Annotated in this window: 23 protein-coding genes; 5 read left to right on the top strand and 18 right to left on the bottom strand. The window is 64.0% G+C overall.

What is annotated here, in order from left to right; genetic code table 11:
* Positions 1 to 89: 89 nt before the first annotated feature.
* The 14 genes from Q8R61_RS06525 to Q8R61_RS06460 all read right to left on the bottom strand — a co-directional run bounded on the left by Q8R61_RS06525 (position 90) and on the right by Q8R61_RS06460 (position 14,977).
* On the bottom strand, positions 90 to 1,094 hold the full coding sequence (locus Q8R61_RS06525; protein ID WP_305535436.1) for a DUF4105 domain-containing protein: 1,005 nt from the start codon (positions 1,092 to 1,094) through the stop codon (positions 90 to 92).
* Positions 1,095 to 1,113: 19 nt separating this feature from the next.
* Positions 1,114 to 1,767: a DUF3313 domain-containing protein gene (locus Q8R61_RS06520; RefSeq protein WP_305535434.1), complete on the bottom strand. Its 654-nt coding sequence runs from the start codon at positions 1,765 to 1,767 to the stop codon at positions 1,114 to 1,116.
* Between the two features lie 120 nt (positions 1,768 to 1,887).
* Positions 1,888 to 2,367, bottom strand: a complete 480-nt coding sequence (locus tag Q8R61_RS06515) for a hypothetical protein (RefSeq protein WP_305535432.1) — start codon at positions 2,365 to 2,367, stop codon at positions 1,888 to 1,890.
* A gap of 63 nt (positions 2,368 to 2,430) precedes the next feature.
* The gene (locus Q8R61_RS06510) at positions 2,431 to 3,057 is read right to left on the bottom strand and encodes a hypothetical protein (protein WP_305535430.1); all 627 of its coding nucleotides are present in this window, start codon (positions 3,055 to 3,057) and stop codon (positions 2,431 to 2,433) included.
* A gap of 76 nt (positions 3,058 to 3,133) precedes the next feature.
* A complete protein-coding gene (locus Q8R61_RS06505; protein ID WP_305535428.1) occupies positions 3,134 to 5,497 on the bottom strand; it encodes an arylsulfatase in 2,364 nt (787 codons plus the stop codon).
* A 151-nt stretch (positions 5,498 to 5,648) separates the two neighbouring features.
* Entirely contained in the window at positions 5,649 to 6,890 is a 1,242-nt protein-coding gene (locus tag Q8R61_RS06500) for an anaerobic sulfatase maturase (protein WP_305535426.1), read from the bottom strand.
* Positions 6,891 to 6,945: 55 nt separating this feature from the next.
* Positions 6,946 to 8,010, bottom strand: coding sequence for a hypothetical protein (locus Q8R61_RS06495; RefSeq protein WP_305535424.1), 1,065 nt, complete (start codon positions 8,008 to 8,010; stop codon positions 6,946 to 6,948).
* A 52-nt stretch (positions 8,011 to 8,062) separates the two neighbouring features.
* Entirely contained in the window at positions 8,063 to 9,175 is a 1,113-nt protein-coding gene (locus Q8R61_RS06490) for a DUF4436 family protein (protein WP_305535422.1), read from the bottom strand.
* Complete coding sequence (locus Q8R61_RS06485) at positions 9,175 to 10,350, bottom strand: sodium:proton antiporter (RefSeq protein WP_305535420.1); 1,176 nt, start codon at positions 10,348 to 10,350, stop codon at positions 9,175 to 9,177. Before Q8R61_RS06485 ends, Q8R61_RS06490 begins: the two co-directional genes overlap by 1 nt.
* Before the next feature lie 4 nt (positions 10,351 to 10,354).
* On the bottom strand, positions 10,355 to 12,040 hold the full coding sequence (locus tag Q8R61_RS06480) for a SulP family inorganic anion transporter (RefSeq protein ID WP_305535418.1): 1,686 nt from the start codon (positions 12,038 to 12,040) through the stop codon (positions 10,355 to 10,357).
* A gap of 43 nt (positions 12,041 to 12,083) precedes the next feature.
* Positions 12,084 to 12,461: a hypothetical protein gene (locus tag Q8R61_RS06475; protein ID WP_305535416.1), complete on the bottom strand. Its 378-nt coding sequence runs from the start codon at positions 12,459 to 12,461 to the stop codon at positions 12,084 to 12,086.
* 15 nt (positions 12,462 to 12,476) lie between these two features.
* Positions 12,477 to 13,220: a hypothetical protein gene (locus Q8R61_RS06470; RefSeq protein WP_305535414.1), complete on the bottom strand. Its 744-nt coding sequence runs from the start codon at positions 13,218 to 13,220 to the stop codon at positions 12,477 to 12,479.
* A gap of 2 nt (positions 13,221 to 13,222) precedes the next feature.
* The gene (locus tag Q8R61_RS06465) at positions 13,223 to 13,708 is read right to left on the bottom strand and encodes a YidH family protein (RefSeq protein WP_305535412.1); all 486 of its coding nucleotides are present in this window, start codon (positions 13,706 to 13,708) and stop codon (positions 13,223 to 13,225) included.
* Between the two features lie 102 nt (positions 13,709 to 13,810).
* Positions 13,811 to 14,977: a hypothetical protein gene (locus Q8R61_RS06460; RefSeq protein ID WP_305535410.1), complete on the bottom strand. Its 1,167-nt coding sequence runs from the start codon at positions 14,975 to 14,977 to the stop codon at positions 13,811 to 13,813.
* Between the two features lie 190 nt (positions 14,978 to 15,167).
* Here Q8R61_RS06460 and Q8R61_RS06455 point away from each other — a divergent pair, with 190 nt between their 5' ends.
* Positions 15,168 to 15,968, top strand: coding sequence for a hypothetical protein (locus Q8R61_RS06455; RefSeq protein ID WP_305535408.1), 801 nt, complete (start codon positions 15,168 to 15,170; stop codon positions 15,966 to 15,968).
* 45 nt (positions 15,969 to 16,013) lie between these two features.
* On the opposite strand, the gene Q8R61_RS06450 is transcribed toward Q8R61_RS06455, so the two are convergent.
* Positions 16,014 to 16,727 carry an EI24 domain-containing protein gene (locus tag Q8R61_RS06450; protein ID WP_305535406.1) on the bottom strand — a complete coding sequence of 238 codons (714 nt, stop codon included), beginning with the start codon at positions 16,725 to 16,727 and terminating at the stop codon, positions 16,014 to 16,016.
* The gene (mog, locus tag Q8R61_RS06445) at positions 16,724 to 17,278 is read right to left on the bottom strand and encodes a molybdopterin adenylyltransferase (protein ID WP_305535404.1); all 555 of its coding nucleotides are present in this window, start codon (positions 17,276 to 17,278) and stop codon (positions 16,724 to 16,726) included. The genes Q8R61_RS06450 and mog overlap by 4 nt, the downstream gene beginning before the upstream one ends.
* A gap of 84 nt (positions 17,279 to 17,362) precedes the next feature.
* On the opposite strand from mog, the gene Q8R61_RS06440 reads away from it, so the two are divergent.
* Positions 17,363 to 17,854: a thioredoxin fold domain-containing protein gene (locus Q8R61_RS06440; protein WP_305535402.1), complete on the top strand. Its 492-nt coding sequence runs from the start codon at positions 17,363 to 17,365 to the stop codon at positions 17,852 to 17,854.
* Positions 17,851 to 19,029, top strand: a complete 1,179-nt coding sequence (locus Q8R61_RS06435) for a hypothetical protein (protein WP_305535400.1) — start codon at positions 17,851 to 17,853, stop codon at positions 19,027 to 19,029. The genes Q8R61_RS06440 and Q8R61_RS06435 overlap by 4 nt, the downstream gene beginning before the upstream one ends.
* A 12-nt stretch (positions 19,030 to 19,041) precedes the next feature.
* On the opposite strand, the gene Q8R61_RS06430 is transcribed toward Q8R61_RS06435, so the two are convergent.
* Positions 19,042 to 20,019 (bottom strand): magnesium and cobalt transport protein CorA, encoded by a 978-nt coding sequence (locus Q8R61_RS06430; RefSeq protein WP_305535398.1) that lies wholly within the window; start codon positions 20,017 to 20,019, stop codon positions 19,042 to 19,044.
* Between the two features lie 187 nt (positions 20,020 to 20,206).
* On the opposite strand from Q8R61_RS06430, the gene Q8R61_RS06425 reads away from it, so the two are divergent.
* Both Q8R61_RS06425 and Q8R61_RS06420 read left to right on the top strand, forming a co-directional pair.
* Positions 20,207 to 21,043 carry a phosphate/phosphite/phosphonate ABC transporter substrate-binding protein gene (locus tag Q8R61_RS06425; protein ID WP_305535396.1) on the top strand — a complete coding sequence of 279 codons (837 nt, stop codon included), beginning with the start codon at positions 20,207 to 20,209 and terminating at the stop codon, positions 21,041 to 21,043.
* The gene (locus Q8R61_RS06420; protein WP_305535395.1) at positions 21,036 to 23,432 is read left to right on the top strand and encodes an EAL domain-containing protein; all 2,397 of its coding nucleotides are present in this window, start codon (positions 21,036 to 21,038) and stop codon (positions 23,430 to 23,432) included. Before Q8R61_RS06425 ends, Q8R61_RS06420 begins: the two co-directional genes overlap by 8 nt.
* On the opposite strand, the gene Q8R61_RS06415 is transcribed toward Q8R61_RS06420, so the two are convergent.
* Positions 23,429 to 24,517 carry a glycosyltransferase gene (locus Q8R61_RS06415; RefSeq protein WP_305535393.1) on the bottom strand — a complete coding sequence of 363 codons (1,089 nt, stop codon included), beginning with the start codon at positions 24,515 to 24,517 and terminating at the stop codon, positions 23,429 to 23,431. The two genes, Q8R61_RS06420 and Q8R61_RS06415, sit on opposite strands and share 4 nt — an antisense overlap.
* Positions 24,518 to 24,522 lie beyond the last annotated feature (5 nt).

Raw genomic sequence — 24,522 nt, 5'->3', positions numbered from 1 at the left:
AACGAATTGCCATCTTCAGGCATGGCATTCCCGTGACGGTCTTTTGGCCAGCTAACGCCTTCGCGCCCCATCGCAAATGAAGTCGTGGCTCAATCCGCATCCAGTTGCATGCCCGGCACCCCGATGCGGATGTGGCGCGAAAAATCCGCTGACTGATCCGCCGCGTGTGCGCGCGCATTGATATGCGCCTTGCGCTGCAGTTCATCGAACGGTGTGCCGGGTGCGAGCCTGCCGACCTCGTGCAGGTACTCCGGCACGTAGCCGCTGGCCAGGATCTTCCACGACAGAGGCGGATGGCCGGGGTTGACCCGCGTGTTCATCCAGATGCCGGTGGTGCAGTTGTCGGTCAGCGTGTTGTAGAACGCCGGCTTGCCCTTCAGCTGGTTGATCCGGTTGATGTATTCGAGAAACAGCCGGCGGCCGTTCTCGATGGAGCCATGGAGGCGGTAGACGTAGACATCCTCGGGCGGATCCTTGCGGTAGTTGCTGCGGACGCGGATGACATCACGCTCGTCCGCCACCACGTAGTAAAGCTCGTACTGCTTGAAAAATCCCTTGACCGTGGAATAGGCCTCGCCCGCCTCCTTGCGCGTCTCGATGGAGAAGGCGATGTGGTCGCCGCCCTCGAAACCGAAGCTCAGGATGGTGTGGGCAATGGCGGGGCCCATCCAGTACACCGCAACCAGGTCGGCCGACTCGAGCTTGCTGACGTCGAAGGTCTTGTCGTACCAGGCGGGGGTGAAGTCGGTCTCGCTGCGGTAATCGAAATTGCGGATGTTGCGCACCGTCACCCGGTCGCCGTCGATCTCGGCATAGGCCAGGCGTGCGACTTCCGGCTGCCAGTCGCGGTCGTTGCTCGGCGCGATGCTCAACCACCAGCCGAGCAGTACTGCGAACAGGATCAGGGCGCCGGCATAGGCGTGGCGCATGGGCCGTATCCTGATCAGCACCGCCAGGGTGGCCAGGATGTAGGCCGCAACGAGCAGGCCAGCCAGCGGCCGCGCAGCGGGGCCGTCGAACCACAAGGCTGCGCTGCCCCAGGCTGCGGCAGCCAGCAGAACGACCCCTATGAGCAGATGGCCAAGCAGTCTCATGGGCCGGGTCATGACAGGTTTACTTCACCTGTTCGGTAACGAACGACGCGCCGGTGTCGATCCACTGGTTCAGCAAAGGCAGCACATCGGTCAGCGTCAGCGCCGCATTGTCGCTTGCCAGCTTGGCCCCCACCCCTTTGCGCACCGATGCCCCCATGCGTTCGCCGGTCACGCTGTCCACGACCTCGACTTCGATCTGGATCGCCGCCTCCTTGCCGCGTCCCTTCACCGACGACACCACGAATGCAATAGGTATGACCTGATAGGGTTTCAGTCCGACGGTCTTCGGGGCGACCGCCGTGATCGCGGGCCGTATCCGGAGCACGCCCGGCCCCGGCTCGGACACGATCGTGAGCTTTGCGCCGAGCTTGTCGCGCAGCCCCTTGTCCAGATAATTGCTGATATCGGTGAGCGCATGCGAACTGATTTGCGCGCTGGGTTTGGGGGCGGGGTAGTACTGGGTCGGGTCGATCATCACGGCCTGATACGTCCCGGGCTTGAGCTTGGGGTTCACGTAGCGCATCACTTTGTCGCCCGCTGCATCCTTGACCTCTTTCAATGCGGCGTAATCACCGAGATAGCCAGAGTCCTCCGCCAGTGCAGTGCCGGCTGAAGTCAATGCGAATGAGGCCAGCAAAGCGCCCATGGATACGAGCCTGACTGCTTTTTTCATGTTCTTCTCCTGAGTGTGAACGTTCAGCTACTTGGGTAACGATACGTCGTGCAGGGCAGAAGAAAAATTAGACTTTGGTCCTATCGGGGCGGCATGGCAGGGCGTCGTTCCAGCATTCCGCTATTCCGTGCGCACCGGGATGCGCACCGTGCCGGCCTGGATGGACTGTACGCCGGCGCGCGGAATCAACGCCATCGCCATCGCCACCTTGTCCGTGACGGGGATGGCCGACATCGTCTCGGCGGCCAGCACGTCCGCGACCCCTTCCTTGAGCGTGACCTTGAAGATGCGGGTGCGGTTGTAGAAACTCACATTGCGGTGGAAGACCACCATCTGCTTGTGGAAATTCACCGCCGGGACGGCCTCGCCCGGCCTGAAGGCAGCCCAGACGGATGCGAAGGCTGCGGCGCTGCCCAGATAGCCTGCCGTGGACTGCTGTTGCCCTTCCGGCAGCAGCTTCAGTTCGGCAACGGGATAGTCACCGCTCCAGGACTGCGCGATCGCGAGTTCGGCGGGCGGCGCGTTCGCCTCGGGCACAGTGCTGCAGCCGGCCATCGCGGCCAGCATGCTCCAGGCGAGCAGATTTCGTATCGTGTTCATGAGGTGATCCAGAAAATCAGATGAGTCGTCGCGGCAACGGGCTGATTGCCCGCGGGGCAGGCATCAGTCGCTCGCCGGCCGGACGTTGACCGCCACGGCCTCGAAATAGGTCAGGGTGACCTGGTCGCCGGGTTTCAGCGTCTTCAGCATCGCCCTAAATTGCGGCTGCACGACCTTGACGATGCGCGTCTTGCCGAGCGGGCCCGTGAAGTGGACCACGTTGCGCAGGGTGTCGACATATTCGATGACGACCGTTGCCTTGATCGCCTCGCCCACGGTGCCGGCCGGGCGCTCACCCCGCGGCGACCTGGCCACGACGCCGGTCACTTCCACTTCATCCAGCGCGGCGCCAGGCGGCGCGATTTCAGCGGCAAGCCCTTCGTAGTATTCGACCGTCACCTTGTCGCCGACCTTGACCTGCGCGAGATTCCTGACCTGTTCGCCCGCCTGCACGACGACGCTTTTACCATCCGGCCGGGCAAGCGTCACCATCCGGGTCGCCAGGTCGACGGCTTCCACCGTGGCGGTCACTTGGCTGACGGTCACCGTCGCTGCAGCATCGCCCTGCGTATTCGGAGCAGCCTGTTGTGACGAAGACGTGTCGGTCCGGGCTTGATCCCCCTGCGTGGCGCAGGCAGACAGAAGCAGCGCGAGGACGAGGACAGAGGCCGAAGCCATGGGGTGTTTCATGGGATTCCTTTGGGTTGAGTCGCTTTGAGGGCGTCGTGTACCGGCAGCCCGGTTGCGGCTGCCGGCACTGGCGCATTCACTGCCGCGCCATCGCCATGCGGATCGCGTCGGCGGGGTCGACCACGTGCTTGCCGTCGTCCTCGGCGATCGAGAGCTGCACGCCCTTGACCTTGCCGTTGAACGCATTGTCGCCGGGCTTGTAGTCGGGCGAGACCGCCGAGCCGCCGTCCTTGCCGACGTCGCAGCCGTCGTCGGCGGAGAAGATCATCGCCAGCGTCGCGCCGACCTCGCCCTCGCCGTCCTTCTGGCCGTCCAGGTACAGCGTCACCTTGCCGCCCTTGCCGAGGCCGCCGCCGGCATAGGCGAATTCCATGCGCACCTGATGCTCGCCCGGCGCCAGCTTGGTCGCGCCTTCGATGATGAAGTGCTTGAAGCCGCCCCAGTTGTAGCAGTACCGAACCTTGCCGCCCAGGGCGTAGAGGCTCCAGCCGCCGATGTCGGCGCCCTGGGCGATGATGACGCCCTCGGCGCCGCCCTGCGGCACCACGATCTGGGCGGTTACCGAGTGCGACTTGTTCTTGATGCTGAGGACGCAGTTCTCCGACAGGTGGCCCATGCCGCCGGCCAGGAGCTGGGTCTTGCCCTTGATCAGCGTGGGGCGGCCGGCGGTGTCCGGGTTGATTTTCTCGAACATCCGGTCATCGAGCGGCAGCACCTTGTAGCGCGTCGCCTCGATGAGGAACAGCCGCTGCATTTCGCGCAGCTTGTCCGGCATCTCCTTCGACAGGTCCTTCGCCTGGGTCCAGTCCTTGCTGGTGTCGTAGAGCTCCCAGACGTCGTCGTCGAGCGCGGGCTTCTTGTCCGGGATCCACGGCGTGTAGTGCTTGGTCACCGCGGTCCAGCCCTTGTGGTAGATCGCGCGGTTGCCCATGACCTCGAAGTACTGCGTCTCGCGGTGTTCCGGCGCCTTGGCGTCGTTGAACGTGGGAAGCATGCTGACGCCGTCGATCGGATCCTGCTGGATGCCGTCGACCGCGACCGGCTCGGGAATGCCCGCTGCCTCAAGAATGGTGGGCGCAACGTCGATGACGTGGGCGAACTGGGTGCGCAGCTCGCCCTTGGCCTTGATGCCCTTGGGCCAGTGGACGATGGTGCCGTTGCGCGTGCCGCCGAAGTGCGAGGCGACCTGCTTGGTCCACTGGTAGGGGGTGTTCAGCGCGTGCGCCCAGCCCACGGCGAAGTGGTTGTACGACTCGGGTCCGCCGAGCTTGTCGATCCGCTCCGTGAGGTACTCGGCCGTCTCGAGCGACTGCAGGCCGTTGAAGTAGCTCATCTCGTTGTAGCAGCCGTTGAACGAACCCTCGGCGGACGCACCGTTGTCGCCGATGATGTAGTAGATCAGCGTGTCGTCGGTCAGGCCCATGCTGTCGAGCGTCTCGATGAGCCGCCCCACGTGGTGGTCGGTGAACTCCAGGAAGCCCGCGTAGACCTCCATCTGCCGGCGCAGCACCGGTTTGAACTCCTCCGGCATGTCGTCCCAGCCGGGGACGTCCTTGGGACGCGGGGTGAGTTCGCAATCGGCCGGGATCACGCCCAGCTTCTTCTGGCGGGCGAAGGTCTCCTCGCGCAACTTGTCCCAGCCGGCGTCGAACTTGCCCTTGTACTTGTCGGCCCATTCCTTGGGCACGTGGTGCGGCGCGTGGGTGGCGCCGGGCGCGAAGTAGGCGAAGAAGGGCTTGTCCGGTGCGAGCGACTTCTGCTGGGAGATCCAGCCGATCGCCTTGTCGGTCATGTCCTCCATCAGGTGGTAGCCCTCTTCGGGCGACTTCGGTGCCTCGATCGGCGTGGTGCCTTCGTATAGCGAGGGGTACCACTGGTGCGCCTCGCCGCCGATGAAGCCGTAGAAGTACTCGAAGCCGCCGCCGCCGGTGGGCCACTGGTCGAACGGCCCGACCGGGCTGGACTGCCACACCGGCACCTCATGGCACTTGCCGAACTGGGCGGTGTTGTAGCCGTTCAGCTTGAGCGTCTTCGCCAGCGGTGACATGGTATTGGGCAGCACCGAAGAGTAGCCCGGCTGGCCGGTGGCGATCTCGGTGATGCCGGCCATGCCGGCGTTGTGGTGGTTGCGCCCGGTCAGCAGCGCCTGGCGCGTCGCCGAGCAGATCGCCGTGGTGTGGAAGCGGTTGTATTTGAGTCCGCCCGCCGCCAGTTTTTCCGCCACCGGCGTGGCGCAAGGGCCACCGAAGGCGCTGGGCGCGCCGAAGCCGCAGTCGTCGATCAGGATAACGAGCACATTGGGCGCGCCCGCCGGTGGCCGCAGCTGATCGATCGGCGTCGTCTTCATGTCCGGATCCTTGGCGTCGTACGGAACGAAGCGTGCCGGTGTGGTGTTGCGCATGGGGAGATGGGAACGGTGTTTCTTGTCTTCGGTGCTCATGTCTCAGGCTCCTGTGTCATGGTTTGCTGACAAACGCTAAAAACCGGCTGGGCGGTTTCACATTAGGTCATGTTAGGAGCCTGGCCAGTCAGTCTCTATTGGACTTTGGTCTCATGGGCGATCCGGCGGCGGGCAGCCGAAGCGGGTCAGCTCAGGCGATGTCCGGTTGCTGCATGATCTCGTCGGCGTAGCGACCTTGGCGGAGCAGGTCGGCCATCGTCTTCATCGGCGTATCGATGTGGGTAAAGAACGCTTTGTAGCCGGCGCACAGGTAATTGAGGCCGTCCTCGCCGTCCGGCGTCCTGATGAAGCGGTTGCGTGGGCATTCGCCGTAGCAGGCGAACAGCACCGGGCATTCCCTGCAATATTTGGGCAGCGTGTCATACTTGTTTTGCCCGAAGCGTCGCTGTTTTTCCGAGGCGACCAGCGCCTGCAGCGGCGTGTCCCTGATGTTGCCGAGCCGGTAGTCCGGCTCGACGAAGTGGTCGCAGGAATACACGTCGCCGTTGTGCTCCAGCACCAGGGCATTCCCGCAGGTGGGCGCCACGATGCAAGCATTGTGCTGGCCCAGCCAGCTGCCCAGCGCCACGTCAAAGGTCGTGACATAGATCCTGCCGACGTCGCGCTGCACCCATTCGTCGAAGATGCCGATGAGAAATTGGCCGAATTGCTCGGCCGTCACCGTGCGTCCGGTGACCAGATTCCCTTCCTGCTTGTACAGCGGACGGTCCGTTCCCTTCAGGCCGCCCCAGCCCTGGTTGGCGAACCCGATCGTCTCGACGGTGGCGCGCTCGACGATGGGAATGAGCTGGATGTATTCCGCCTGCAGCTCGTCGCGAAAGAAGCGGTACACCTCGAGCGGATGGTCGGCGTTGGCGGCGTTGACGGTGCAGAGGATGTTGACGTCGACCTGGTGCTGCTTCAGGCAGGTCCAGCCGCGGATCACGTCGTCGAAGCTGCCTTCGCCTTTCTTGCTGACGCGGTAGGCGTCGTGCATGGCGCGCGGCCCGTCGATGCTGAGTCCGACGAGGTAGTTGTTCTGCTTGAAGAAGGCTGCCCACTCGTCGGTGATCAGCGTGCCGTTGGTCTGCAGGGTGTGGAGGATGCGCTGATGCGGCTTGCGGTATTTTTCAGCCAGTTGCACCGAGCGCTTGTAGAAATTCAGGCCGCGCAGCATGGGCTCGCCGCCCTGCCAGGCGACGTCGACCTGCGGGCCGGGCGACGATTCCATCAGCTGCCTGATGTAGGTCTCCAGCGTGGCCTCGTCCATCAGGTGGCTCTCGCCCGTGTAAAGGTTTTCCTTGGACAGGAAGAAGCAGTACTGGCAGCCCAGGTTGCACGCTGCACCCGCGGGCTTGGCGAGAAGATGGTAAGGCGTCAGGGGTGTTTGCATGCGTAGGGCCTATTTGGGCAAAAAGGGGTTGAGGGCTGGCGTCGAGCGGCCCGCGTCACCGCGACGGCACCGTCACGACCGGGGCGGCTGCGCTCTGGCCGGTTTCGGCGAGCGAGAACAGGATCAGCAGGAAGGTGAAGGTGCTCTTGCTGGCGACGTCGCTGTCGTCGATCCAGTACCAGTGGCCGCGGTAGGGCACTGCGACGTAGGCGTCGGCCGGCGCCTCGGCACCCGAACGGATGCGCGTGAGCGGGGTATAGGTCGCGCTGTCCGCTTGACGGCGACCGGGAATCACGCGACCGGCCTTGACGTGCGCCTCGGGCACCTCGATGCCGAAACCGAGTTCCAGCATGAGTTCCAGCATCGATCGGCTGAGCATGGCCACTTCGCTGCCGCTGCGCGGGTGCAGGCCATAGGCGATCTCGAATTCGCTGCCGTTGCCTTCCAGTCCGAGCAGTTGCTGCACGCGGCGGCTGTCCTCGATCAGCGCGGGGCTGGCGTCGCTCCGGGGCAGCACGATGACGACGGCGCTGCCGCCTGCTCTCGGCTCGACCCGAATGCCCAGACCGCCTGTCCGCTGGATGCGCGACAGCGTGTCGACCAGCTCGTTGAACCGGGGGTCGGCGCCCACTCCCACCGAATTGTTGTGCAGACCATTGATCGAGCTGACCACGGTTCGCAGCACGAGGTCCACTGACCAGCCGCCCTGCATCAACTGGAACACGGACGCCGGCGGCACCGGCTGTAGCAGGGACCGGGTGAAGCGATCGCCCATCAGCGGCTGATAGGTCACGGTCGGCGTGTTGGACCAGGTCCGCTCGGTGCCAAGATTGAACACGTTCGGGTCGGCCCGACTCGGAAGCTCTGCCGACGCGCTTGCCTTGCCGGCGAAGGAGTAGCTGTTGATGATCGATCCCACGTCGAGGAACACCGGCACGTCGGCGTAATGCAGCCGCACCACGTTGAGCAGGGTCTGACGTTTCCAGGATTCCGCGATCACCTGTCCGTAATCCATGCGATCCGTGGTGATCCGCTCGGGGGGCACACTAACGCAGCCGGACAATGCCAGCACGGCCAGGGTGCCCAGCAGCTTGACGGGTTTCATGGAGAGGGTGCGCATGATTGCTCCTTGGGCCTTTTGAAAGGGAGTATCCACATTGCCGGCGCCACGCTTAAGTGCCTGGGGGCGTTTTCTTTCCATTTGATGTTTCCAGATCGGGGGCCGGCGGCTCGTTGTCCGAGCGGTGCCGGGCGATCCAGGTCCAGATGGCAATGATGGTGCACCCGGCGACGATGGCTTCGGCCCAGAGGTAGGACAGGTAATCGCTGAATGCGCCCAGCGGCGGGACGCCAGGTTGTGTATCGCGTAGCGCGGGCAAGCCGAAGATGAGGACCGGTGCGATGTAAAGCGGATCGATGGCAGACCCCTTGCCCTTCATCGTTCCAAACAGCACCATGGCCAGCATGCTCAGTGCCAGCAGGATCATCATCAGCTGGATGCCCAGCGAGGCGACGATCACGTTGTTGGCGCGCCTCAGCTTCAATTGAATGCCTGTCACCTGCTCCTGACCGGTTTCAATGACTTCCCCGTCGAACTTGAAACCGGGAATGGACGCGGACAGGTCGAAGGACACCGGTAGCTGCGTACGGCTTGCCAGTTCGCTTTTGCCGACGAGCTTGACCTGGCTCGGCGGCGTTTCGCCGGTTTCCCTTTCGCCAGCCTTCTTCAGTCGCTCGAAGAGGGAGGTGGGTTTTTCAGAAGCGGGAGGTGGCGCGGGCGGCGGCGGCGCTACCTGGCCAGGCTTCGTGGCTACGAATGCGAGGATGGCCTCATGGGTGTCGAACGGATACAGGCTTGGCTCCCCCACAAGGGGAAACACCACCGTGAGCGGGCTCACGCGTTCGCCCCGTTCCAGATCGAAGCGCTGCGGGCCCTGGAACGCGTTGACCAGAAAGCGCACGTTTACGGCCGGGGTGAACTCGTCCTTCGCGATTTTTCCTGTCAGGCGTATCCGCATGCGTGCGGTGATTTCTCCGCGAGCGACATCCAGGTTCACGATCTTGAGGCTCACATGCACGGCATCGGCGGCGGGGCTGTCCTGCTTTAATGTCAGGGAGCGACGATCGCTTTCGTGCAGGTTGTAAACCAAAACGGCAAGATAGAACACCATCACCAGCGGAATGGTGAGGATGCGCAGTGCCGAGGCCAGTTTCTTCGTGGCTGCCCGGTTGGCGCCAACAGGCTTTTTCGCGGGCACGCTCTCCCGGGTTGACAGTTTATCCATCAGGATTTCCTCTTGAGGACTGCCGCAAGCGGTCCCGCGCTGAGTCCGTGGGCGACGATGCTGAGCAGGATGGTGCAGACCACGGTGGCGACAAGTGTCGTTCCACCGGGCAGGTGCGCTTCCAGCACGATCACGCCGAACACGATGCTGGCGAGCCCTCGCGGGCCGAACCACCCGACGAAGAGTTTCTCGTTTGCACTGAGGCCGAGGCCGGGAAGCACCAGGAAAACCGGCAGCATGCGGATCAAGGTGAGGCTGAGCACGGCATAAAGCACGATCTCCCAGGTGATGTGGTCGATCGCGCGGGCGATCACGACCGCACCGAAGACGACCCAGGTGATCAGCGCCAGCGTATCGCCGGTGCCTTCGGCGGCGAGCAGGAGCGTGTGCTTTTGATGCTTCGCCAGCCAGCCGAACAGGAGTCCGCCGGAGAAGGCGGCGATGAAACCGCTGCCCTCGAACCATTGTGCCAAGGCAAAGCAGGCAACTGCCAGCGCTGGAACGGCAACCTGGCGCCAGCTGTCGCTGATCCATTCCCGCCGCTTGCATAGCCTGAACAGCCAGGCGCCGAACAGGGTCAGGGCGAGGCCGACGACCATGCCGATCCCGATCTGGCTGGCGACCAGTTCGAGCGCCATTCCGGAAACGCCGCCCGCGCCCGGATGCACGGCCACGGCGAGCAGCAGGAGCAGGACCGGCACGCAGATGCCGTCGTTCAGGCCGCTTTCCTGATTCAGGCCCTCGCGAATGCCGGCGGGGACGGATTTGTTCGTGACCACCGCCTTGCCCAGCGCGGCGTCGGTCGGCGCCAGCATGACCGCGAGGATGGCCAGCTCCAGCAGGGTCAGGCCATCGAACACGAGCACGCCGACGCCGAAACCGAGCAGCAGGGTCAGCGGCAGCCCGATCAGCAGCAGCCGGAGGGGCAGGCTGGCGTGGGTTCTGAGCACGCCAAGATTCGAGTTGGCGGCGTCGGTAAACAGGACAAGGGCAAGCGTCAGTTCGGCCAGCAGGCGGATCTGCTCGGTGTCAGCGTTCAGCTTGAGGAACCCGAAACCCAGCGGGCCAAGCGCCAGGCCGAAGGCGGTGAAGATAATCGCGCCGCTGATCGGAGACCTGGCGAGGCGCCCGCCCACCAGGCTGTAGACGAACACGAACAGCGCCAGGATGGTCATGTTTTCATACATGACGAGCTTCTTTCAGTGCAGTAGCGGATTGCACCTGCCAGGCTTCCAGCACCTTGTGCAGGTTGAAGAACATGCGCTCGTGTCCCAGCGCCGCCCCAAGTGGCGAGCGCGAGAGGGTTTTCAGCAGGTCGGGATTGACGCCGGCCAGCCACAGGCTGATGCCACGCGCACGCAGGGTCTGCTCGGCTTCGGTCAGCATGGTCAGTGCGGTGTATTCGATGTCCGGGATCGCGCTGCATTCCAGCACGATCACCTTGGGCGCGGTTTCCGCCACCAGCGCCTTCATCTTGTCCCCTGCGTTGGCGGCGTTGGCAAAGGTCAGGCGGCCCTCGGCGCGCAGCATCAGCAAGCCGGGAAAGGTCTCGTCGTCCGCATGCTCGCCCACCCGGCGGAAAATGTCCTTCGCACGGTTGTAGGCAATGGCGTACACCGGCGGATGATTCGCCTGATAGAAGAGCGTCAGGATGGAGATCGCCACCGCGATCAGGATGCCTTCGAGCGTGCCGATGAAGACGACGCCGGCCAGCGTCGCCAGCGCCCACGTGAGTTCGAGGCGGCGAACCCGGGCGATGGCGCGGAAGGCTTGCGGCTTGATCATCGAGAGGGACGCGACCAGGATCAGCGCGCCCAGGGCCGCCTGCGGCAGCAAGCCGATTACGCGCGAAAGCAGCAGCAGGCACAGCACCACCACGGCTGCGTTGACCCATTGCGCCATCTGGCTGCGCGCGCCCGCCCCGTCGGCAACGGCCGTCTGCGACGCGCCGCCGCCGGCGGGCAGCCCGCCCACCATGGCCGATGCCACGTTCGCCGCGCCCAGTGCGAGCAGTTCCCGGTTGGCGTTGATCGGCGGGTCGTTGCGCTGGCAGAAGGTGCGCGCCGCCGCGACCGATTCGGTAAACGACATCAGCGCGATGCCCAGCGCCGCCGGCCACAACTGCGCGGCGAGCGATACGTCGGGCAAGACCAGCGCGGGCAAGCCGGGCGGTACGCTGCCTACCGATTTGACGCCCAGCGCATCGAGACCGAAAGCCGCAGAAGCTGCGATGCTCAGGGCCACCCATGCCAGCGGCGCGGACAACCGGGGGAAGACGCGTGGCAAGGCGAGCAATAGCGCGAGACCGGCGAGCGCCACCAACATCGTCGTCCCATGCGCCTCGGAAAGTTTTCCGGGCAGCTCCAGCAGAATGTCGATGGTCGTCATGCTCGTGAGATGGATGCCCAGCACCGATTTCAATTGCCCGATGATGATGACGACGCCGACGCCAGCCTCGAAACCGACCAGTACCGGCAGCGAAATGAAATTCGCCAGAAATCCCAGCCGCAGCACTCTAGCCAGGATCAGGAAACCGCCCACCAGCAGGGCGAGGGTGGCGGCCACCTCAGTAGGCGCGGCGCCGGTTTGCGCGACGGAGGCCGCGATTTGCGCCGCCACCAGCATCGCGATGGCGGAAGTGGTGGTGACGCTCAATGGGCGCGAACTGCCCAGCAGCGGATAGACGCACATCGCGGCCAGCGCGGTGTACAGGCCCACCTCGACCGACAGGCCGGCGATGACGGCATAGGCCATCGCCTTGGGGATCACCACGGCCGCGACGGTGAGGCCGGCGATGACATCGGCGCGCAGCCAGTCGCGCCGGTAGGCGAACAGCCAGCTGGCGACGGGGATTCTTCCAGGCATGCTGCTTATGTCGTGCGCAGGTTCCATTGTTGCGCCGCTGAATTCATTTCTTGCGGGCAATGCGCGTGACCAGGCCGCGCAGGATCAGGTAGGGCAGGATCGCCAGCACGAACGCGACGAAGATCGCCTCGCCCGGATACACGAACTTGAGCACGATGACCTGGTAGATGACATCGAGCGCCAGCGCGATGAGGAAGACCTTGCTGACGCTCTTCCAGCCGTCCTTGAGCATGTCGGTCCGATGGGCCGGATCGGTCACGAGGGACCAGAAATAGGGAGGCTTGCCCGTCCTGGCATCCAGCAATCCCGAACGGACGGCAAAGAATGCGGCCATGGCCGGCTGCAGCAGCAGCCGGAACTTCATCGGTCCGCTGACCCGGTCATTGAGATTCTCCACGATACGCATCCAGATTTCTTCCATCTCTAACTCTCCCTTTCAACTCAATGGCAACAAAAGCAAGCCGTACGCGACTCCGCCGGCGACGAATGGCAGAAAGCGCCCGTCCTGATCGGAGGGCAATTCCATGATGAGGCTGTTCATGATGATGGCCCCCGAGAGGAAGGCGACGAGCAAGGCCAGGACATAGGGCGGCATCGCGAACAGCAGCCCGACGGCCCAGCCGAGGATGGACATGCCGGCGAGCACGAAGCGTCCGGAGCGTTCGAACGCAGCGCCGTATTCGCGCCGCAGGGCGTACTCCACCGACAGAAAATGGAAGGCGATCGCGACCGCATACAGAGCGGTGGAGGTCGACGTTTCGCCCAGGCTGTTCACGAGCAGGTAGGACACCAGCCCGGCATACGCGGCAAAGCCGCCGACATGCAGCCTGAAGCTCAGCGCGGAATGTTCGCCTGCGAGCGGTTTGCGCAACTGCGCACGCAGGTGGTCGAGGCCGTAGAACACCAGGAATCCGACCAGTGCGAGAAAGTAGACACCCATACCCTCGAAGCGCAGGGGCGCATCGACCGATTCTACAAAGTGGTGACGCACCTCGCTCAATTCCGGCAGCAGATGCACGAACACGTAGGCGGCGGACATGCCGGCGCCGAAGGACACGACGCTACGGCGGTCGCGCACCAGCGAGCGGAAGGGATGAACGCGACCGCCTACCAGGAAGGTGGCGGCGAACAGCAGCGCCGCCAAGCCGGTTTCGATGATCGCGCCAGATTCCACAGCCATGTTCAGAGCAGCTTGGCGATGATGCTCAGAAACACTAACAGGCCCACGGCGGACATGATCACGGCCATGACGAGGCTGGCCCGCCAGGTTTTGACGGTGTGATATTCGCGGAGGATTTTGAGCCGCTCGAAATACTCGACGGTGCCGGCCACCATCGCGACCGTGCCCAGCCCGGTCAGGAACAGGCCGACCGTGCGGGGGCTGTAGCCATGCGGGATGACGTCTCCGCTTTCCTGAAAACCCTGAAGGACCTTGTAGATGGTGAAACCGAAACTGATCATGGAAAGCGAGGTCCGGATCCACGCCATCAGGGAGCGGTCCATGGCCATCAGGGTGCGTCCCGTCGCGAGGTCGGTCCGGTCTGCCGCCAGTTCGCTGGACGACTTCACGACCTTGGTCGTGACCTTGACCTGAACGGCATGCCCGTCGCCGAGGTCGGTTTGCTCTTTCGTTACTTGCTCAGGCGATTCCGGCGTCTGGGTACCCATGAAAACCTCCTGTTGGAATGTTTGAACAAACGGGATTGCGTACGCATTCCCGGCCGGGGCGCTCCCGATCGCACGCTGCAGCAAGTCTGCTTGCTACTGCGCTCATAAACCGGTCAATCTCGCGAAGAACTTCTCGGCCAGATCGGCAACCGGATACTTGAACAGGAGCAGCGGCAGAAATGGCAGCAGCGCAACGAGCACATAGTCCTTCACTAAAAACAGGCTGATCGGAACGACGCGCATCTCTCTGACAACACTGATGCTGTTGCCCAGATCGGCCAGGGACTGCAGGTCGGATGTGCCCAGCAGGGGTTCCCGGTCGGGCTCGCCCTTGCCCAGCCATTTGCTGTTGAAGCCATTCACGTAACTCGAGCCGAACACCATGTAGTCGCTCAGGCCCTTCACCCGGCTGGCCCAGAGCCTGGGCGTGAGAATGAACATGGGGCCGAGGAACAGCACTGCGACGGCCATCAGAACTAGCGCGAAAGCGGGGTAAATGGCTTCGAAACTCGCCATGCCACTGGACAGTTCCTCCGCCAGCATGGCGGCCTGAACCAGCGAGATCGCCAGGATCAAGGGCGTGAAATGCGCATGCACCACTTCCAGGTAGCCGAGGCCGGCGGTTCCATCGGGATGGGTCGGCGTGAGCTGAAGATCGAGTCTGGATACGCGCCAGAGGAAAAAACACCAGAGGCCCAGCCGCCAGAGCCAGCGAAGCATCAGGAAGCGGAACAGGGTCAGACAGACGATCAGATACCACTGGGCCGCCAGCATCATCTCGGGCGCGGCGCGGCTCGGGTCGTAGGCGGCTGTCGTGCCGGAAATGTGTAGCTGCGAGGCGAACACCGAAAACACGATGGCTGCCAGCAAACTCACCGTATCCGGCACCCAGGAATCCTTCCATCGATGGATGCGGGCGATCTCGGCTTCCAGGGCTGGTTGCGCATGGAGAGGCACGACTTCGGAACGGATAATCGTGCGGACAAACATGTCCAATCTCGGGGCCAGCAGCGATTCGCACAGGAAGAACAGGGGAATGGCCAGCAGCAGGCGCGCATGTACGCCGATCACCGAGGGGGAAAATATCTGATGACCAGCGCCCTCGATGAGTGCCAGCACCATCAGGATGAGCCAGGGAATCACGCCGAGCGCCAGCCCCAACCTGACGGTGTTGGTTTCGTCGCGGACCAGGCCCACGCGGTGCCCCAGCCGGTGAAGCGGGCCACCGAGCAGCGAAAAATTATCAAATCTCCCGGATTCTTCCATCATTCAGCAAGTCGGTTGGCGCAAGCTTCGTCAGTGGAGCACTGCCCTGTGGGCAGCTTTACGGGCTCACCATACGCCGGGTATCACACTTGAAATAGTGGACTTTGGTCCTACTGGCCCTGTCCGGCGTCCTTTCAAGTCGCTGCCCGCCTCGACGATAATGACGCACCCCTTTCTTCGCCGCCGGATAGCCATGACTTTTCGCCGAATTCGCATCCTGCTCCTGCTGGGCGTGCTGGCCGCCGCTGTGAGTTTGACCTGGCTGGAACAGTCGCTGGTACGCAGCTGGCGCGCACCGCTGGATGTGGCTGTGATCCCGATCAACGGCGATGGCTCGCAGCAGGCAGCCGAGACAATTCGCACCTTGCATGAAAGCGATTTCGACGACATCAATGCGTTTCTGGAACGTGAGGCAGCGCGCTACGGATTGAAGCTGTCGCCCGCGATGCAGTTGACGCTGTTGCCGGCGCTGGATGAGCAGCCGCCCGCGCCGCCGCGCGACGGCAGCGTGCTGAAAACCATTTACTGGAGCCTGCAGCTGCGCTGGTGGGTATACCAACAATCGGGCCAGCTGTTGCCGCAGCTGGGAACGGTCAAACTGTTCGTGCTGTATCACGCGCCGCAGGATGGCGTGGCGCTGGAACATTCGCTGGGGCTGCAGAAAGGCCTGATCGGCGTGGTGCACGCGTTTGCCGACCCGCGGCAAACGCGGCAGAACAACATCGTCATTGCGCACGAGTTGCTGCATACGCTGGGGGCGACCGACAAATACGATGCCGAAGGCCGGCCGGTCTATCCACAGGGTTATGCCGATCCCGAGTTGCCGCAGCTGATGCCGCGCCGCGCAGCTGAAATCATGGCGGGGCGGCTGGTGAATGCCGCCGGACGGCTGGTGATGCCGCCGAGTCTTGAGGAATGCGTGATCGGTTCGATGACCGCCCACGAACTCAATTTCGACGAAGGCTTCCGCCGGCGTTTTGGTGGGGGCGATTAAACCGCGCAGCCGCGCTGAATTAAACGGCGCGTAACCGCGCTGAATTTAAACGGCGCGTAGCCGCGCCAGGCGCGCAAGGCCGAAATGGATGAAGGCCAGCGCGGCGATGACCGGCGCCAGCAGGTTAAGCAACGGGACGAACTGCAGCAGTCCTGTCAGCACGCCCAGTCCCCACCAGCCCCCGCGTTCCTGCTTGAACAGCCGCTGCATTTCATCGGCGCTGGCGTGTTCTGCGATGGCGTCGTAGCGGAACAGGCGCTGGTTCAGGTAGGCGGCGGCCACGAAGGGTACGAGGACGCCGACCCCGATCAGCCACAGCGGCAGGGTCACCACCCACAACACGATGAACACGATGATCGCGATGCCCGCATTCCACACGCTGCCGATCATGCCACCGCCGTTTTCGCGGCCGAGGTCGGGATAGTCGCGCTCGGCCACCACGCGGATCAGAGCAGGCATGCCGAACAGCGCGGTAATGACGAGCGCGGTCAGCATCACCGCCGGCACGAACAGCATCAGGTGCAGCAGCAGCTGGATGCCGTTCGCGATCCACACCGGCTCGATCTCGGCCAGCCAGGTCTGGATGCCGATCGCGTCGAGCCCCTGCGTGAGCCAGCCGGAGAAGGTGCTCCAGAACGTTACCCCCAATACCAGCCACAGCAGGATCGCCACCAGCATCGGCCACACCACGACCCACAGCACGCGCAGGCTGAACAGATCGCGCAGGGCCCGTGCAACGGCGTCGATGATCGCGCTCATGTGCGGATCCTCAGCGCGGATTTGGGGCGGAACACGGCGATCGTGCCGGGCAGCGCTTCGAGATAGGGCCCGCCTATGAGGTCGATGCAATAGGGCACGGCAGCGAAAATGCCGTCGAGCGTTTCCTTGATCGCCTTGGGCTGGCCCGGAAGATTGAGAATCAGGCTGGCGCCGCGGGTGACGCCGACCTGGCGCGACAGGATCGCGGTCGGCACGTATTGCAGCGACACCGCGCGCATCTGCTCGCCGAAGCCGGGCAGCACCTTGTGCGCCACCGCCAGCGTCGCCTCGGGCGTGACATCGCGCGGCGCCGGGCCGGTTCCGCCGGTGGTGAGGATCAGCGAACAGTGCTCGGCGTCGGCCAGTTCGATCAGCGTCGCCTCGATCTGCGCCTGCTCGTCGGGAATCAGCCGGCTGACGAACGTCACGGGATTGGCCAGAACTTCGCCGAACCAGGCTTCGAGCGCCGGCAGGCCCTTGTCCTCGTATATACCTGTGCTGGCGCGGTCGCTGATCGAAACCAGGCCGATGCGAACGGTGTCATAGTTCATATGTTCGGAAAAGTAGTTGGAAAATGGGCTTGCACGAATGGCCCAATTTATCAGAATGAGAAGCAGCTGACTGGAGACATGCACATGAAACTGATTCAAACCCTGCTGGCCGCGAGCTTGTTGTGGGCGGGCACGGCCCTGGCCGATCCGCCGAAGGGCTATCCGTTTGTCGACTTCGACGCCGGTCTGAAAGCTGCGAAGGCAAGCGGCAAACCGATCTTTCTGTACTTCGGGCGCTACGGCTGCGCGTGGTGCGACCACACCAACAAGAAAACCTTCTCCGACGCCGGACTGAAAAAGCTGTACAGCGACAACTATGCGCTGGTGTATGTCGATGCCGAGTCGGGCAAGCGGCTGACGCTGCCTTCCGGCGAGCGCATCACCGAGGCGGAGCTGGGTGTGCGGCTGCAGGCTTTCGCCACGCCGCTGTTCGTCTACCTGACGCCGCAGGGCGAGAAGATTTTCCAGGCGCCCGGCTTCAAGACAGTGAAGGATTTCCAGGATTACGACAGCTACGTGCGGGGCGGGCATTACAAGCAGAAGACTCTGCTCGAATTCCTGGGCAGCAAATCGTGAGGGCGGCAGCGCTGCTGCTGGCGGTGCTGGCGTGGCCGGCGCACGCCACGTGGGAATGGAGCGCGCCGCTGACGGTCAACTCGGCGCAGGGCGCAGCGATTTTCCCGCATATCGAGTCGGCCAACCGCCAGGGCATTGCTGTCTCGGGCGACACTGTCGGCGTGGTGTGGGAAGACAACCGCAGCGGCAGCCCGCAGTGCTATCTGGCACTGAAGCCCGCCACGGCGGCGCAATTCCAGCCCGAAATCCAGTTGAGCCAAAAGGAATGCTATGAGCCGGTAGTGCTGGCGCTCGGCGGCGGCCGCTTTGTGGCGGCGTGGGAAGAGGCCGGCGTGATACAGGTGCAGCTGCTGCCCGGCGGCACGCCGCTGCATCTGTCGAAGGCCGCCGCGGCGCAGGTGACGCTGGGCGGCCGTGGCAATGCCATGTATGCAGCCTGGGCCGAGCAGGCGGGCCGCTTCAAGCGCATCGTCGTCGCCAATCTGGCGCTGCGGGGTGACACGCTCTCCGTGAAGTCGGTTCAACCGGTCGAAGCGGCGCAGCCGATCGACGAACAGGGCTGGCCGGCGCTGGCGGTGGCGGGCGATGGCACCCTGACGGTGGCGTGGGAGGACCGTCGCTATCGCCATACTGTGCCGATGGTGAGTCACAGCAGCGACGGCCGCAGCTTTGCGGCACCTGCGCGGCTGACCGATCACCGCAGCGGTAGTGTGGATGGACTGGGCGCAGGCACCGGCGCGATGCGACCGACGCTGGCGCCCTGGGGCGAACGGGGCGTCGTCGCGGTGTGGCTCGACAAGCGTGATTTCCTGTCCGGCTATGACGTCTTTGCCGCATTCGACCCCGGCACGCGTCGCTTCGGCAAGAACATCCGGGTGCAGGACAATTTCGGCGACAACATGGCGCAATGGCATGCAGGGGTCGTCAGCGACGCCAGCGGCCGTCTGGTGGTGTTGTGGGACGACGCCCGCGACGGCACGCCGGACGTGTGGCTGTCCGAATGGAATGGAGAGGCGTTTGGCGACGACTTTACCGTTCCGTCGGCGCATGGCCCGGGCGCGCACTCCGACCCGGTGGCCGCGCTGGATGCCGGCGGTGCGCTGCATGTGGTGTGGCTCGACCGCGACGAGGTGGCCGGCACGCGCGTCCGTTACGCGCGGGCCGTGCGCAAGTAAGTTATTTCGACACTAGAGCCAGCCACGCCGTTTCAGCCGCCGATACAGCACCAGCATCGCTGCACCGGTGGTCAGCAGCAGGGTCGGGTAGGCCCAAGGCCATTCCAGTTCCGGCATGAATTCGAAGTTCATTCCATACAGGCTGAACACCACCGTGGGCAGCGCTAGCAGCGCACCCCAGCCGGCCAGCTTCTGCACCGATTCGTTCTGCTTCAGCGACAGCGAGGCGAGATGGAACTGCATCGCGTCCGAGGCCGACATCCGCAGGCGATCGATCGCAGCCGACACACGCACCGCATGGTCGTGGATGTCGCGGTAGTACGCCCTGAGTTCCTTGGGGGACAGCGCGGGATGCAGGCGGATCAGGTCCTGGGTGATGTCCTGCATCGGTTCGGCGACGTCGCGCAACAAGGTCAGGTCGCGTTTCATTTCGTACAGCCGCTCCAGGATTTCGCGGCCGGACTGTTCCCCGCCCATCAGCTGGCTTTCGAGAAACTGGAAGCGATCCTGCATGCTTTCGATCACCGGCCTGAACAGGTCGACGATGAGGTCGAGCACCAGATACAGCGCGTACGGCGTGGCCGCCTGGACGCCGCCGGGACGGCGCTGCAGACGGTCGACCACCCGCTGGTAACTCGCGCCGTTGTCGTGGCGGATGGCGATGACGTAATTGCTGCCGACAAACAGGTGCGTCTCGCCGAGTTCCATCCGCGATTCCCACATCTGTACGGTGCGCGTGGCGATGAAAACGTGTTTGTCGTATTCCTCGAGCTTGGAACGTTGATGGATGGAGATGGCATCTTCCAGCGCCAGCGCATGCAGGCCGAGTTCGTCGCCCAGACGCGTGATGGTGTGGGTATCGGGGGATTTGAGTTCGACCCAGACAAAACGATCAGGCTGGCCGACATGGTCGCTGATGTCTTCGAATTCAATCGCCTGGTAGGTCGAGTCGCGAAAGAGCAGGCAGTCGATGATGATCCCTGGCAGCAAAGTGGAGGAGAAGCTGAATTCTAGCCCGTATGCGCAACGCCGAGCGGATGCCGATCCGCGCATGCGCGGGGACCCGGGAACAGGGAGAAACGGGCAGTGACGCTTGGAAAACAGCGGGGCGTCACGGTACACTCCCGGCATAAAAACAATGCCTCCCTACATACCAAACAAACTACACGGAGCCACCATGAGGAGAATCTGGTTGTGCCTGGCGCTCGTGCTGGGCACGGCGGCCCCGCTTGCGAGTGCCGCTCCCTACGCCTTTGGCGTACTCAATCAGCGCAGCCTGCAGGCGACCGCGGCATACTGGAATCCCATATTGAACTATGTGTCCGCCCGCTCGGGCGTGTCGCTCGAATTGCATATCGGCCGCACTGCCAACGAAACGACCGACCGGGTGGTAGCAGGCAGGCTGGATTTCGCCTACACCAATCACCTGTTCACGCCGAAGCGCGATCAGCTGGGCTGGCGGGTACTGGCGCGGCAGGATTCCGAAGGCATTCGGGGGCAGTTGGTGGTGCTCGAGGATTCGCCGGTCCGCACGCTACAGGACCTGGCCGGAAAGCCGGTGAGCTTTGCCAATCCCTATGCCTTCGCGGGTTTTTATGTGCCGATGGACATGCTGCTGCGCGCCGGAGTGCAGGTGACGCCAGAGTTCTCCGGCAACCAGGAAGCCGCGATGGGACAGCTCATGTCCGGCCGAGTGGCCGCTGCCGGCGTGAACCATCAGGTGATGGCGGACTTTGCCCAGCGCCGCCAGCTGAAATACCGGGTGCTGGCGGAATCGGAACCCTACTTCGATCTGGCCGTGATGGCATCGCCTCGCATCAGCGCAGCCGACGGCGACAAGGTCCGCCAGGCCTTCGTCGGCATGACGCAGGACCCGGAGGGTCAGCGCGTGCTGCAACGGGCGGCGCAGTCGCTCGGCCTGGCACACGGGCGGGGATTCGTCGCGGCGGACGACGCGGACTATCGCAATTACCGGGTGTTTTTCAAACGAACCCAGGTGCCGGTCAATGAGTGAGCCGCAGGTAGCGCGCAGTGCGCGCTATAGCCTGCAGGCGCGCATCCTGGGGGCGGTATTCGTTCTTGTGCTGGCGATGTATCTGGCGACGCTGGCGGTGCTGGGCGTGCCGCTGGTGCAGCGCGCACAACAGAATCTGGATGGCGGTGCCGAACGCGAACTGGGCGCGATGATGGCGGCGATTCAGGATCATGTGCTGTTGCGTGATTACCCGGCCATCGAGCAGGTGATCAAGGCGCGCGCGCACACGGCACATGTTCACGCTGTGCGCTTCGAGTCGCCAAAAGTCACGCTGGAGACGCGCGTACCGGCAGAACCTACGGCGCATCCGGCCTGGTTTGCCGCGCTGCTGGCCATTCATGCGCCGCACGCGCAGTCCGATCTGGTGATCGGCGGGTCGACCTACGGCGCGCTGGGCGTCGAGCTCGATGCCGGCCCCACGCTGCAGGAACTGTGGGTGCTGGCGGCGCGCTTCACCCTGCTGGCCATTGGCAGTCTGGTCGGCATCATGCTGCTGCTGCACTGGCATCTGCGAGTGAGCCTGCGCGGCCTGTATGCCTTGCGCGAGACCGCGCGCGTCATCGAAAGCGGCGATTTCAGCGCGCGCGTCAGCCTGGCCTACAGCTCGCCGCCCGAAGTGTGCGAGACCAAGCTGGCCTTCAACCACATGGCCGACCATGTGAGCCGCCTGATCAGCGCCCTCGAGCGCAAACATGCGGACCTGCTGGTGGAAAAGGAACGCCTGCGCGTGACTATCGAATCGATCGGCGATGCCGTTGTGGTGACCGATGCCGACGGCCTGATCGAGTTTCTCAACCCCACCGCGGAAACGTTGACCGGCTTCAGCAGCCAGCAGGCGCGGGGCCGTCGGGTGGGCGATGTGCTGCCGCTGATCGACGAGAGCAGCGGCGAACCCGTCCAGAATCCGCTGGAGCAGGCGCTTGAGCGCAACACCGTGGTCGCCCTGGGAAACCATGCGGTGATACGCCGCCGCGACGGCGTGACCATCGCGATCAGCGATTCCGCCGCGCCGATTCGCTCCGCCGACGGCAAGGTGCAGGGCGGTGTGCTGGTGTTCCAGGACGAGAGCGAACGGCGCGGTCTGATGCAGCGGCTGGCCTGGCAGGCCGAACGCGATCATCTGACCGGACTGTGGAACCGGCGGGCGATGGAGGAACGGCTGGCCTGCGCACTGAACGCAGTGCAACACAAAGTGCAGCGTTTCATTTTCTGCTACATCGATCTCGATCGCTTCAAGCTGGTCAACGACACCTGCGGCCACCGTGCGGGCGACGCGCTGCTGCAGCGGCTGGCGGCGCTGATGGTGCACCGTACGGAAAACGCGAACCATTATCTGGCGCGGCTGGGCGGCGACGAATTCGGCCTGCTATTCGTCGATGTCAGCCTGCCGCAGGCGCTCGAGCATATCCAGGCGCTACGGGACGAAATCGCCCGTTTCCGTTTCGAATGGGAAGACAAGGTGTTCCGGCTGGGGGTGAGCTTCGGCGTGACTGAGCTGAACAGCAGCATGACCGACATCGGCGAGATACTGGCGCAGGCGGATACTGCCTGCTATCACGCCAAGTCGTTTGGCGGCGGCGCGATCCAGGTATACGAGGAGGCGCACCCCGCGCTGCAGAAAATCAACGACGAAATGCAGTGGGTGGGCGCGATCACCAAGGCATTCGAAGCGCACCGCTTCGTGCTGTATCGCCAGCTGAAAGTGGCGCTGTCCTCTGCCGTCACGACGCAGCATTATGAAATCCTGTTGCGTCTGCGCGGCGAGGACGGCACCATCATTTCACCGGGCGAGTTCCTGCCGGCCGCCGAGCGCTACGGGCTGGCGCCCAGCTTCGACCGCTGGGTCATCCGCAACTTCTTTGCCTACCTCGATACCCATCCTGATGACGAAGCCCACTACGCGATCAACCTGTCCGGTCGCAGCCTCAGCGACCCCGGCACGGCCGAGTTCATTCTCGACCAGATCGGCCAGTACCACTTCGACCCCGCGCGGATCAGCTTCGAGGTCACCGAGACCGCGGCGATCGACAGCCTGGATGCCTGCGAGCGGCTGATCCTGACGCTGCAGGCGCACGGCATCCAGTTTGCGCTGGACGATTTCGGCAAAGGCCAGTCTTCGTTCGGCTACCTGAAACGTCTGCCGGTTACCAGCCTCAAGATCGACGGCGAATTCGTGCGCGGCATGAATCTCGACCGCGAAAAACTCGCAATCGTCAAAGCGATGCACACGCTGGGGCAGGAACTGGGTAAACAGACCATCGCTGAACAGGTCGAGACCGAGGAAGAGCTGGCTTGCCTCAAAGCGATGGGGCTGGATTACGTGCAGGGCTTTCTGCTGCACCGGCCGGCGCCGCTGCCGGTGGACTAAGCGGCGCGAACGGCGTTTCTCAGGCGCGCGTACAGGGCCGTGTAGGCGGATACGATCGCGGTTTCGGAATAGCGGCGCTCCACTTCGTCGGCGCCCGCTTCGATCAGGCGTTCGCGTTGCCCGGCATCGAGCGCCAGCGCATGCTGCAGGACCGCCGCCAGCCCGGCTGCATCGGCGAGCGGCGCCAGCAGGCCATTCACGCCATCCTGCATCAGCTCCTGCGGCCCCTGGGCGCGGGTCGATACCACCAGCGCGCGGTTCGCCCAGGCCTCCAGGATGACATTGCCGAGTGGCTCGTGCACCGAAGCGCAGACAAAGACATCGGCCAGCTGGTAGTAGGGCGCCGGATCGTGCTTCCAGCCGGCCCAGTGAACGCGCGCGGCGATGCCGAGTTCGGCGGACAGGGCTTCCAGTTCCCTGCGCAATGGACCGTCACCCACCATCAGAAGATGTAGCGGTTCGGTATCGAGTGCGGCAGGCAGGCGCGCAAACGCCCGCAGCAGATCGGCCCAGCCCTTGTTGACGTGCAGGCGGCCCAGGCCGAGAACGATGCGGCAGCCGTGCAAACCCAGTTGCTCGCGCAGCACGTCGAGCGCGGATGATTCAAGACGCGGCGGGGCATCCACGAAGTTGCCGATCTGATGGACCTGCCCGGCAGGCAGACCACGCGCTAACAGATAGTCGTGTATCCCGCGCGTGTTGCCCACCCAGGCGTGGGCGTGGCGGTAGCCCTTGAGATTGTAGAAGCCGCCCAGGCGCGCCAGATGCACCGGTGCGCGCCCACGGGGCAGGCGCACGATACGGGTCGCGCGGCCCATGTAGGTCTGCACCACGTCGGGTCGGAAGTCGGCGATGCAGCGATTGATTTTCCAGCGCGAGTACAGGTCCCAGCTGCCGAGCATAGGCGCGTGGTAATGACGCACGGCCGGATCGATTGCGCGGGCGATTGCGCCACTGCCCACTGTGACGGCGGCGACGGGTTCGCCGCGGCGCGCCAGCGCATTCACCAGGCGGATGAAGAAGCCTTCCGCACCCCCCAGGCCCTTGCCCCCGATCACATGCAGGCTGCGCGGCGCCTCGCTCATGACGC

It is taken from the genome of Thiobacillus sp., assembly GCF_030696885.1.
Taxonomy (GTDB): domain Bacteria; phylum Pseudomonadota; class Gammaproteobacteria; order Burkholderiales; family Thiobacillaceae; genus Thiobacillus.
Note: the sequence above shows the minus strand (reverse complement) of the source record. Positions and strands in the feature narration are given on the sequence as shown.